The sequence below is a fragment of the Acinetobacter sp. NIPH 817 genome (assembly GCF_000368405.1).
GTDB lineage: Bacteria > Pseudomonadota > Gammaproteobacteria > Pseudomonadales > Moraxellaceae > Acinetobacter.
The window spans coordinates 2,162,396-2,174,905 of sequence record NZ_KB849420.1; the positions used below are offsets into that span (position 1 = coordinate 2,162,396).

Annotated in this window: 9 protein-coding genes; 5 read left to right on the plus strand and 4 right to left on the minus strand. The window is 38.5% G+C overall.

Annotated features, from left to right (window positions below; translation table 11 throughout):
- Positions 1-21: 21 nt before the first annotated feature.
- Positions 22-2,286, minus strand: a complete 2,265-nt coding sequence (locus F968_RS13880) for a TonB-dependent siderophore receptor (RefSeq protein ID WP_004793992.1) — start codon at positions 2,284-2,286, stop codon at positions 22-24.
- A 169-nt stretch (positions 2,287-2,455) separates the two neighbouring features.
- A complete protein-coding gene (gene nfuA, locus F968_RS13885) occupies positions 2,456-3,094 on the minus strand; it encodes a Fe-S biogenesis protein NfuA (protein WP_004793993.1) in 639 nt (212 codons plus the stop codon).
- A gap of 157 nt (positions 3,095-3,251) precedes the next feature.
- On the opposite strand from nfuA, the gene F968_RS13890 reads away from it, so the two are divergent.
- The 5 genes from F968_RS13890 (at position 3,252) to F968_RS13915 (ending at position 9,094) form a co-directional block, all read left to right on the plus strand.
- Positions 3,252-3,869: a rhomboid family intramembrane serine protease gene (locus F968_RS13890; RefSeq protein ID WP_004793994.1), complete on the plus strand. Its 618-nt coding sequence runs from the start codon at positions 3,252-3,254 to the stop codon at positions 3,867-3,869.
- A gap of 170 nt (positions 3,870-4,039) precedes the next feature.
- The gene (locus tag F968_RS13900; protein ID WP_004793995.1) at positions 4,040-5,716 is read left to right on the plus strand and encodes an arylsulfatase; all 1,677 of its coding nucleotides are present in this window, start codon (positions 4,040-4,042) and stop codon (positions 5,714-5,716) included.
- Positions 5,713-6,717: an SUMF1/EgtB/PvdO family nonheme iron enzyme gene (locus F968_RS13905; protein ID WP_004793996.1), complete on the plus strand. Its 1,005-nt coding sequence runs from the start codon at positions 5,713-5,715 to the stop codon at positions 6,715-6,717. Before F968_RS13900 ends, F968_RS13905 begins: the two co-directional genes overlap by 4 nt.
- Before the next feature lie 109 nt (positions 6,718-6,826).
- Positions 6,827-6,991, plus strand: coding sequence for a hypothetical protein (locus F968_RS19910; protein WP_004793999.1), 165 nt, complete (start codon positions 6,827-6,829; stop codon positions 6,989-6,991).
- Between the two features lie 555 nt (positions 6,992-7,546).
- Positions 7,547-9,094: a hypothetical protein gene (locus F968_RS13915; protein WP_004794001.1), complete on the plus strand. Its 1,548-nt coding sequence runs from the start codon at positions 7,547-7,549 to the stop codon at positions 9,092-9,094.
- A 46-nt stretch (positions 9,095-9,140) separates the two neighbouring features.
- On the opposite strand, the gene F968_RS13920 is transcribed toward F968_RS13915, so the two are convergent.
- On the minus strand, positions 9,141-10,475 hold the full coding sequence (locus F968_RS13920; RefSeq protein ID WP_004794002.1) for a D-serine ammonia-lyase: 1,335 nt from the start codon (positions 10,473-10,475) through the stop codon (positions 9,141-9,143).
- 164 nt (positions 10,476-10,639) lie between these two features.
- A complete protein-coding gene (locus tag F968_RS13925) occupies positions 10,640-12,271 on the minus strand; it encodes an inorganic phosphate transporter (RefSeq protein ID WP_004794004.1) in 1,632 nt (543 codons plus the stop codon).
- Between the last annotated feature and the right edge of the window lie 239 nt (positions 12,272-12,510).

A 12,510-nucleotide genomic window follows, 5' to 3' on the forward strand; every position in this document is an offset into this window, starting at 1 on the left:
CGCCTTTGTTATTTGTCTTGATTAGAAAGAATATTTTAAAGAAGCGTAATAAGCTCGACCTGGCTCATTGTAGGTTTGGCTGATCGAATTGCTGTCTCTTAAAATTTGTTTATCAAACAAGTTACTTACGCCAACACGCGTACTTATATTATCTGAAATTTTATATCCAACATTAATTCCAGCAGTACTATAGCTTTTTACAGTACTTGGCTTAATCGCAGAATTTGTTCCACCTGAACCAATGCCCGATTCGATTCTATTTTCAGCAAACTGACGCGACTTTTGGCGGCCATATTGAGTGAAGACAAAATTCACATCTAACTGATCTGTGATGTCATAATCGAAAATTGAGTTAATCGTATAGTTTGGAACCAAAGATAATGGGTTACCCGTTTGCTTATCTTTCGAGTCCATCATGTAAGTAAAGTTATTGGTCCAGCGAATGTCGCCAAAGTCTAAGCCTAAACTTCCTTCAAAACCTTGAATTAATGCTTTAGGCGTATTTTCCCAACGTAAGATATTCCACTTGGTGTTGGTCACAGCGCCTGTATTTGCGTTGGTACTTGAGCCATCCACTGTTCCAACAACGTTTGTACCAGCCACAATCTTATCTTTATAGTCATTGCGGAACCACGTTAAGCTCGCATTCACGATATCTTTTTGGAACTGGATACCAAGCTCTTTGTTTACCGAAGTTTCTGGTTTTAAATCACCATTACCTTGCAATAAACAACGTGACTCAATATTAGATGGACAACCATTGCCGTTCGTACTGAGTAAGTACCCTTCGGCATTTTGATACATATTTGGTGCTTTATACGCTTTTGCTACCCCACCTTTTAAAGTGAAATAATCATTGAGTCTTTGAGTAACGTTTAAGCTTGGGCTCCAGTTAGAACCAGATTTACTGTGATCATCGAAACGTAAACCTAATACAGCATCGGTGCTATCAGTAAGTTTTAAGTTATCTTCGATATATGCAGAAGCAATACGTGATTCCATTTTACTACGATTGCCTTTAGCTAATTGATCGCCGTAACCTGAACCACTACTGTCTGTACCTTGAGTTGTGGAAACATTATCTTTAAATCTGTCTTCAACCCATTCAGTACCAAGTGTTAACACGTGTGGTACATAATATTCAAAAGGAATATTGGCTTCACCATTTAACCGAAGAGTTTCTAAACGTGAAGTAGCTTTATTATCAAGATTATTAATTTTTCCTTCTACACTTCCAGCAAGGCCTTCAGGCAAACGTTTATTATGAGTTTTATCATATTGAGCAACTAATTTACTCTTACCCCAAGACCAATCCCCTTCATGCGTCAATGCATAACTATCACGGTACATGGTATTGGTTTCTTTACCAATAAGTTCAGAAAGAATCGCATCTGCTTCAGCATTTGCATTTAACTGAGAATCACCAGAATAAATATTACCCTGTTTACTAGAAGAGACATCGAGCAAGACAGTTTGTTGGTCTGTTGCTTGCCAAGCTAAACGGCCTGAAATATCTTTATTTTTAACGCCTTCACGGCCAGCTGCGGTACTGCCTATTGATTTATTAATATCGACATCGTCAGCTTCTGTTTTATTGTAATTACCATATAAACGATAAGACAAAACGTCTTTAATCAATGGCCCACTTACGTTAAAGCCAACACGATTTGATGCACCTTCTTTAGAGTCTTCAGGTTGTGAAGTATAAAACTCTACTGAGCCATGGGTTTCATTCGTCACTTTTTTAGTAACGATGTTAACCACACCACCTGCTGCCCCCGAGCCATAGCGAGCTGCGGCAGGTCCACGTAAAACTTCAATCGATTCGATTGCTTCTGCGGGCACCCAGTTTGAATCACCTCGTGTATCACGCTCTCCTTTCCAGCCATAACGAACTGAATTACGAGAGTTAATTGGTTTTCCATCCACTAAAATGAGCGTGTTTTCAGGCCCCATTCCACGAATATCAATTTGTCTATTATTACCACGCTGCCCCGTTGCACTATTGCCTGTTAAATTAACACCCGGCATACGGCGTACATAGTCAGAAATATCATTGCGAACTGGTAGTTTTTCTAAATCTTCTTTGGTAATAACCGACACACCGAGCGATTGCTTCACTTGCTCTTCAGCAGTTACGAAAATTGTTTCCAATTTCACAGGTTCAGCAGGCTTTTCTAATGCTTGTTCAGCTTGTTCTTGCTCATTTTGTGCAGCATAAGCCATAGACATCATACTTGCCAGTACTGAAACAGAAAGCACTGACTGGATAATACGCTTCGACATAAGTATTCCCAATATATTGATTTATTAAACATCTCTCATTTTAAGTTCGGCATTGTAACAAATATAAATAAAATTACAAATGATATTGATAATAATTATCATTATTTATATTGAATAATAAAAAAACCTCATTGCGAGGCTTTTTTATTTTACTTTTCAAATAATTTAATTATTTGAAATAAGCACCTTCAGCTTGTGTATGGTCTGTTTGGTCGACCACACGTTGAAGCTCAGGAATCTGCTCTCTTAAAGTAGTTTCAACGCCCTGTTTCAAGGTAACGTCAATTGCCGAACAGCCTTGGCAACCACCACCAAATTTTAATACAGCAGTTAAACCGTGTTCTGGGTCATCTTGTACTTCTACCAAACTACAATTTCCGCCATGCCCTGCAAGACCTGGGTTAATTTCTGCTTGAAGAATGTAAGTAATACGTTCTTCAATCGAAGCATCTGGACCAACACGTGGAACTTTAGAATTTGGAGCACGGAAGGTAAGCTGACCACCAAAACGGTCCTTGTTGTAATCGATTACAGCATCTAAAAGATAAGGAATAGATGGCGCATCAATATACGCAGGAAAATCAGGATAGTCCTGTTTATAATCCGTTGGGATCACTTCTTCTGGTGCACTATATGCCATACAACATTCTGCACGTGGCGTACCCGGATGTTCAACAAAAACTCGAACGCCAATTCCCGGAGTATTTTGCTTCGTTAATAAATCGTGCAAATACTCTTGTGCAGATGGTGTAATCAAAAGGTTTGGAATTTCTTCTGCAACAGCAGTGTTGGTGTTCTCAGTCGACATAACAATATTCCTCAAGCTGATGCCTTTATATTAACCGAAGATGAGGTGGATTTAAAAAAAATCAACTAAATTTGTCGGATTTATACACAACAGGGTTTCAACTTAAGTTTTTAATGGCATTATTGAGCCAGTATTGATCATTTTTTAAATATTTCTTATGTTGCATTTGCCATTTAACCATACAGTTACTCTTATTATTATTACGGTCATTATCTCTTTAATTGCTTTTAGCAACCAAAACGTGATGAACCGGCTGATTTTTTGGCCACCTGCAATGCAACGTGGACAGATTGATCGCTTCATTACTCATGGCTTTATCCATGCCGATGGAACACATCTACTTTTCAACATGATTACCCTGTTTTTCTTTGGCAGTATTATTGAAAGTTTTTATCGCCAATATTTCTACGACATGGGTTTTGTGTTGTTCTATTTAGGTGGCTTAATCTTCGCGATTTTACCGAGCTATTTACAGCATAAAAATGATGCGAACTGGGCAAGCCTAGGTGCCTCAGGTGCTGTTTCAGCAGTGTTATTTGCTTATATCCTATTCCAACCGTGGAAGCTGATTTTCGTATTTTTCATTCCTGTACCCGCTATTATTTTTGCAATTTTATATGTGGCATACAGTATTTGGGCTGGTAAGCGTGGTAATACCCATATTAACCATAGTGCTCATTTATGGGGTGCGGCTTACGGAATCATCGTAACAATTTTACTTGAACCAAAAGTTATTCCGCATTTCTTAGACCAACTTACTCGCCTTCCTTTCTAAACAAAATAAATTAAAGAAAGGCCCGTTGTGGGCTTTTCTTTTTTTCTCATTAATTTATCACTATAAATTCTCAGTCTTTTTTCTGATTTTCTTTGATCAATTCGTTGTTTTGATTGCAAAAACCATCTGATTAAACTCATGCCAGTTCTTTTAATAATTCAGATGATACAATGAAGTACAAAGCAATTTTATCTAGCCTTTCCATTGCTTTATTTAGCTTATCTTTGGCTGGATGTAATGACAACGATAATCAAGAAAATGTAGCAACCACACCTAAGCAACCGAATATCTTATTTATTATGGCTGATGACTTAGGCTATTCAGATTTAGGGGCTTTCGGTGGTGAAATTCATACCCCTAATATTGATAGTTTGGCTCAAGAAGGCCGCCTTTTAACGGATTATCATACTGCCCCGACCTGTTCTCCAACACGCTCTCAACTCATTTCTGGTACTGATCACCATTTAGCTGGTATTGGGGCAATGGCTGAACTCACACCAGAACATTTGAAAGGACAACCAGGCTACGAGGGATATTTAAATGAACACTCTCTATCTATCGCTCAAGTACTTAAAGATAATGGTTACCGCACGTACATCAGCGGTAAATGGCACTTAGGGCTAACTCCGGAAACAAATGCACATGCAAAAGGTTTTGATCATTCATTTACTTTATTACAAGGTCTAGATCACCACTTTAAGCAAGCGCCAAGTGCATTTAAACGAAATTCAACTTATACAGAAGATGGTCAAGTTATTCCTGTTTCCGCTTTGCCAGATGACTTTTTCTCGACAAATTATTTTACCGATAAATTACTGAGCTACTTAGACTCAGGCAAAAATAGTGGCAAACCGTTCTTTGCTTATGCTGCCTATACGGCGCCTCACTGGCCAATTCAAGCACCTGCTGAATACCGTGAAAAATATCGCGGAGTTTATGATGTCGGTTACGATGCTATACGTAACGCACGTATTGCTAAGCAAAAACAGCTTGGTATTATCCCTACAAACTTTGAGGCAGCAGAACCAATTGCAACTCAAAATGCCCCACAAAAATATGGAAAATGGGATGAGTTAACAGCCGAACAAAAGGCTCTAGAAGCCCGTAAAATGGAAATCTACGCAGGCATGGTAGAAAACCTCGATGCTAATGTAGGCCGTATTATTCAATATCTCAAACAAAATAATCTTTATGACAATACTTTAATTTTCTTTGTTTCTGACAATGGCGCAGAAGGTTTTGTACGTGGCGGATATGGTAGTGAATCTGGTTTTGATAACTCTGTAGCAAATGTGGGAACAACAACTTCATATCACTATATTGGACCACGTTGGGCCGAGGTCAGTGCGGCGCCTTTCCACTTATGGAAAGATACAGCTGGTGAAGGTGCAACGACTGCCCCTGCTATTGTGAAATTACCGAACCAGAAAAAAGCAGAAGAAACCAATCATAGCTTTGCATCTGTACTCGATGTTTTCCCAACCCTATTAGAATATGCTCATATTCCAGTACCTCAAGGCCAATACAATGGTCGAACCATTAATACGCCATCAGGGATTTCATGGAAGCCTTTACTTGAAAATAAAACCACTACCATTCGCCCTGCTAATTTCAGCTTTGCTGATGAATTACATGGCAGTAAATATGCAAAACAAGGCGAATGGAAAATTGCCCTTCAAGGACGCCCTGAGTTAGGTACAGAAACTTGGGAGTTATATAACATTAAAGCAGATCGGGGTGAAAATCACAATGTTGCACAGCTTTACCCAGCAAAAGTTCAAGAATTATTATCGGTTTATCAAAAATATACTGAGAAAAATGGTGTGCAGGAATATAACGCCAAATGAGATTAAAACTATTTTTAGTTACCGCAATCAGCCTGTCTTTTATGACAGGCTGTAGCCAATCTTCAAAAGTTTCTGAATCAGCACCCTCGCATCAACAGCCGACGTCTTTAGCTGACCTAGGTTCTATTGAAAAGTGTAAAAACTACTCTGGACTACCTCAAGGTTGGCTCAAACAACCTACAGCTGGAATGGTTTTAATTGCCGATGGGAATTTTAATTTTGGTTCTGAGAAAGCCTATCCCGATGAACTTAATTTTGGAAAAAAACAACGAGAAGTCAAAGGATTCTGGATTGATCAGACTGAAGTTACCGTTGCTCAATTTGCAAGTTTCGTAAAAGCAACGGGCTACATTACCGATGCCGAAAAACAAAAGCAGGCTGCTGTTTTCTCACCAGATCCTCATCATCCACAGCAATGGTGGCAGCTAAAATCAGGGTATACATGGAAAACCCCCAATGGCAGTAATGGTGCAGTAGCTACTCCGAATGAACCTGTGCGATATGTAAGTAAAAACGATGCTGAACATTATGCAGTCTGGCTCGGACATGATTTACCAACAGAACTAGAATGGGAATATGCAGCTAAAGCCAATTCAAAAACTGATACGCCCTTACATCAAGCGCCTACCGATGAACACCAACATCCACAAGCAAATTACTGGCAAGGTGAATTCCCTTTTCAAAACCTAAATCAAGATCACTTTAAAGATGTGGCACCCGTTGGATGTTTTGCGCCAAACGATTTCAAACTATTTGATACGATTGGAAATGTATGGGAATGGACATCTTCACCGTATCAAGGTGCCCATGACCAACATATGGGAAATTATTCTGATTTAAGACAACAACAAATTGCGAGTACTGAGTATGTAATTAAAGGCGGATCTTTTCTTTGTGCACAAAATTATTGTTCCCGTTATAGAAACAGCAGTCGCTACCCTCAGGATTTTGATTTAGCTGCAACGCATGTTGGATTTCGAACTATTTTACGGTCTCCTTAATTTCTTCTTAATTAGATTTATTAAAGATGTTTTTTAACCAAAATTAGATCGAAAAATAATCAAAATGTTTTTATAGTACAAGTGAGAATGATAAAAAAGTGAGAACAAGATGAAAACTTTACTTCTTTGTGCAGCAGCAATTTTCACAATGTCACTATCAGCCTGTGCAGTCCATACACCTGAAGGTAGTATTGTGATTGATCCAGATTCACCTTATCACAATCATCCGGGAGACTTTTGCCCACCAGGACAAGCTAAAAAAGGACGCTGTTAGAACCACTCCATTCTTAAAGTAATTTTGAAGTTACGTTAAAGAAATAGAGTTTGATTAAATGATAAACTGAGTACAAAAATAGTGGGTTCCAACCCAAAAATAGATGGGATGAAACTAGAAAATTATGGTGTAAAAAAATCACCATATCCCCAAGATTTTTAAAAGACAATCTTACGTTGTCTTCTATCTAGTTTCACCCCAATTCTTTCTTATTCCGTCTGACTTCTCTTATCCTTTAAGAAAAAAGTCTAGTTTTTAATCATTTCTGCATCTGTATTATTGATACATTTTGAACATTTTACCTTCAGGTTAAAACTGATGTATTTGCTTAATACAAAATAATCATTTATGTAACGTAAGTCTATAAAAATGTTCTAAAAATGTGAAAAAAATTAAGGCCAAAATGAGATGGATTTATCATAATAAATCGCTCTTTCATGTTTCATCACATAAATAATCAATATTATTTTGTCAGTTATTGCCACTCGTTTCCTTTCATTGGCATAGATAATGTATACATCTGTATATTAACCCAGTCGTATAACGAGATATTTTATGTCCAGCACAAGTCAAGTCGAAGGTCTACAATTTCCAGTACACGCCTCAACAAAAAAACAAAGCACATCTCTTACCGGCCAAGAGATTTTGTCAGAGGCTTTATCTGTTGTGGATAATAAAACCGCGCAACAAGTGTTGAATGAAAAAAACTGGCGAAAAAACTACCCTATTTATTTTAAAGCGCTTGTTAAGCAAGGAATTTCAAATAGTAGCAACCCAATTACTATTGCTAAGCAAGGTTTGCATAAAGCTCACCATATTTTTGACTATTATCGTGATAGTAAGCATTACCTTTTAAAAGATGCGGTTCATATTGCTTCATCTACGCCCCTTCACACAGTAAAACTTAAAGGTGAAAGTGATACAGCTCCAGAGTGGTATGTTCCTTACAAAGGACAAAAACTCAGTGGACAAAACTTACTAGACCAAATTCAACTTTGGGAAGAGGCTGGTATTATTGAACCAAGTCATGCAAAAGCTTTGCGTGAAGCTACTGCTCATCCAGAATGGTTTGATTTATCTGACCGTACCATGGTGTTGTTTGGCGCGGCTTCAGAAGCTGGTCCTCTACCTTGGTTAGCAAAGTGGAAAGCGAATATTATTGCTGTCGACTTACCAAACCCACGTGTCTGGGGCAAAATTTTAAATACGATTCAAGAAGGAAATGCAACGCTCATTGCTCCAAGCGTTGAACAAATTGATTCCTCAGCAAAAGCTTCTGAACTAAAAGATAAATTGGGTGCAAATTTATTAACTCAATTACCAGAGATTGCACAGTGGCTAGTGCAGTTTCCACAAAAGTTAGATTTAGCTGCAATTGCCTATTTAGATGGTGAAAAGCACGTTCGTGTATCCATGGCAATGGATAGCATTATGCAATTTGTGAGTGAGCGTAAGTCTGATACGAGCCTTATGTTTATGTGTACACCAACTGATGTTTATGCAGTTCCTAAAGAAGTAGCAAAAGCTGCTCAACAAAAATTTAAATCACGCACAAAACTACAAAAATTGGCGGTGAAAGGTGTTTCTACACTTTCCTTAAATCGCTTTTTCCAAGCGCCTTATCAAGACCTGATTGATTGTGAAAATGGAAAAACTTATGGTATTGCCGACTGTCTAGTGGTTGAACAAGGCCCAAACTATGCTTTGGCAAAACGCATTCAACAATGGCGTGCTATTTTGGCCCGCCATCAAGGACAACACGTAAGTATTAATATTGCTCCATCTACAACGACTCACTCTGTGACTAAAAATCCATTATTGAAAGCAGCTTTTAATGGTGCAGAGCTTTTTGATGTAGAAGCGTTTAGTCCTGAAACGACCAATGCCATTATGGCGGCACTCTGGATTCATGACTTAAGAAATGAGTCTTCTGTGGCAAATCCTGAAACTGAACTGGATCATCCACTTGAACTCATGATGGAAGGTGCTAACCACGGCGGCTTATGGCGTGTTGCTTATTTAGCAAGAACCGCCCTGCCTTTTGCTGCAATCTATGGCTTTGCAACCGAAAAACTACCTTTTGGAAAATCATCTAAAAAATAGTTTAATTAAAGCCCAATTCTAGAATTGGGCTTTTTTCTGAGTTTATCTATTTATTTTGAAAATATGATAGATATTTTTGCATTTCATCAGGTGGCACCATACCGCCTCCTGTCGCCCATATCACATGATTTGCCTGTTTTAATTTATCAGCTGATAGTTGATGTAAAGCCAAATAATCAGGACTCGTCTGAACATAATATGGACCCATCATTCCTGCCACTGCTGAAGGCTCAAGCTGAATATTTTCAGTTTGATTTAGAAGTGCTATGAGTTCATACAAACGTTCATCGTGAATGGTGTAATAGCCATCAATTAGCTGTTGCATAGCACGCCCAACAAAACCTGAAGCACGCCCTACTGCAAGTCCATCTGCGGCGGTAACGTTATCAATGCCAATGTCATTTACTGAAATCTGATCATGCAAGCCTGTGTGCACACCAAGTAACATGCAAGGCGAATGGGTTGGTTCAGCAAAAATACAATGTACATTCTCACCAAAAGCCAGTTTCAACCCAAAACTCACGCCACCTGGGCCACCACCGACGCCACAGGGCAAATAAACAAATAATGGATGCTCAGCATCAACTTTAATCTGTTTTTGCTTAAATTGCTGTTTTAGGCGTATTCCTGCAACTGCATAGCCTAAAAATAATGTTTTTGAGTTTTCATCATCAATGAAAAAACAGTGTGGGTCTTGCTCTGCGGCTTTTCTTCCCTCTTCAACCGCTACGCCATAGTCACTGGCATATTCCACAACATTGACGCCTAGTGAACGTAGTTTGTCTTTCTTCCACTGTCTCGCATCGGCAGACATATGGACTGTGACTCTAAAACCCAGTTTGGCGCTCATAATGCCGATAGAAAGCCCAAGGTTGCCTGTAGAACCTACTGCAATTTGATACTTAGAAAAAAACGTTCGAAATGCGTCTTGGTCGAGTTTAGTGTAATCGTCTTCAAACTTGAGAAGCCCTGCCTCAATCGCCAATTTTTCAGCGTGAGCCAAGACTTCATAAATACCACCACGCGCTTTAATTGAACCAGAAATAGGTAAATGACTATCTTTTTTTAGCCAGAATGCTCCACTCAGTTGCACTTTTTGTGTTGAAGAAAGTGCTTGCTGCATTTTCGGAATTTCAACGATATCTGATTCAATTTTTCCATGTTGTGCTTGAGTTTCAGGAAACACTTTTGCTAAATAAGGCGCAAAACGCGCTAGTCTTGCTTCCGCGTCACTTACGTCCTCGGCTGTGAGTCCAACTTTTTCTAAAGCTTCTATTAAAGGATAGCGATGAGGTGTAAACCAAAATATCTCTTGATAGGTTTGCAGTGTCTCAATAAGTGGAAATTGCTGTTTTAGCTGATCTATTTGAACCGCATCCATAATCTATCCTGATCTCAAAGTTTTAAGCCCAGCTTTTAAAGCTGCTTGATGCTATATAACGACTTGTTAATTTATAATTGAATGTACATGAAAATAGACTGAACTTAAAAAAGAAACAAATAAAAAAGCCACTGTGTACAGTGGCTTTAATGTTTTAAATGCTTTTATACAAACTGTAAGAATAACCAGTACAAACCGCCTGATAAACAGATTGTTGCAGGAAGTGTAAATACCCATGCAGATAAAATTGTTTTAACTGTATTGAAGTTTAAGCCTGATCTATTCGCGACCATGGTACCTGCAACAGCACTATTTAAAACGTGTGTTGTTGAAACAGGCATACCTAAACCATCAGCAGCAGCAATTGTACTCATTGCTACAAGCTCAGCAGACATCCCCTGACCATAAGTCATATGATGCTTACCAATACGCTCACCTACAGTCACAACAATACGTTTCCAACCTACCATGGTGCCTAAGCCAAGTGCCAAAGCAACTGCTACTTTCACCCAAGTTGGAATGTATTGTAAGAATGAATCTAAGCTACTACGGTATTCTTTCACAAGTTTTTCTTGTGACTGATCCATTTTTGGTAATGCATTCGCTTTATCCAAACGCTTAAACGAGGTTGTACTTAAATACATGTCATTACGAATTTCGCTAATTGCAGCTTCTGGAATGTCTTTTAAGTTGTTATAGCTAGAAACTCGCTCACCCAAGTGGTCAGTCATGCTTGCCAATGCAGGCACTACTTCTGGAGTTTGCTCTTTAGTTTGAATATATTTAGTCAGAATAACACGCGCTTTTTCATCGGTTAATTCTGGCTGATTTTGATTCAAAAATACGGCAGTTTGAGAAGAAAGCTGATGGAATGATTGAACTTGTTGTGTATCAAGGTTTTTATTTAATGAATAAGCCAACGGCACCAGACCAACCAAAATCAGCATGATGAGACCCATACCTTTTTGACCGTCATTAGAACCATGTGCAAAACTTACACCTGTACAGGTAAAGATTAAAATTGCACGAATGATTGCTGGTGGTGGTTTATTACCTTCTGGCGGTTGGAATAATTCTAATTGGCGTTTAAAAACAGTTTTAACCAACAAGAAAACAATCGCTGCAAAAGCAAAACCAATTAAAGGCGAAAATAATAATGCCTTACCGACTTTAATCACCTGATCCATATCAACACCACTGGTGGTTACGCCAGTCGATGCACTCAACAGATGGTTCATAATGCCCACACCCAAGATTGAACCAATCAAGGTATGAGAACTAGAAGCAGGAATACCCAAGAACCAAGTACCTAAGTTCCAGAGAATTGCAGCAATAAGGAGCGCAAAAACCATTGCGAAACCTGCACCGCTACCCATGTTCATAATCAGTTCAACAGGCAACAATGCAATAATGCCGTAAGCGACTGCGCCGCTTGCAACCATTACCCCAAGAAAATTACAAAAACCTGCCCACATGACTGCAACTGGTGCAGGTAAAGCATTGGTGTAAATCACTGTTGCTACTGCATTTGCAGTATCGTGGAAGCCATTTACAAACTCAAAGCCTAAAGCAATCAAGAGTGCAGTAGATAAAAGGATAACCGAATAAAGACTCAAAGGTGGTACATGTGCTAAATCAGCACTCACCTGAAATCCAATATAAATAAGTGTTGCAACAATAATCGTCAGAAACACCGGCATAAAAAACTTAGGTGTCGGGACATGCACATTCGTCGATTTGACTTGCAGGTTTGCCGCAAGTTTTGAATCCGAAACAGGGGGTAGATTAGAATTCATGCAGACGGTAAGAGGATAAAAAAATCCTCTGTATTCTTAAATTAAATTATGACAATTATATGACAAAGCAGCGCCTGATGAAGTCAATTTTTCATATTTTGACCTCATTTGATGCACCTTTCCTCTATAAAATTTATTTTTTTATTAAAATACAATAATTTAAATCAATTTACATCTTCCTTATTTATGACTATTTTTAAAGCAAAAATATATAAAAAATCACTCGAATGCTTGTTTTT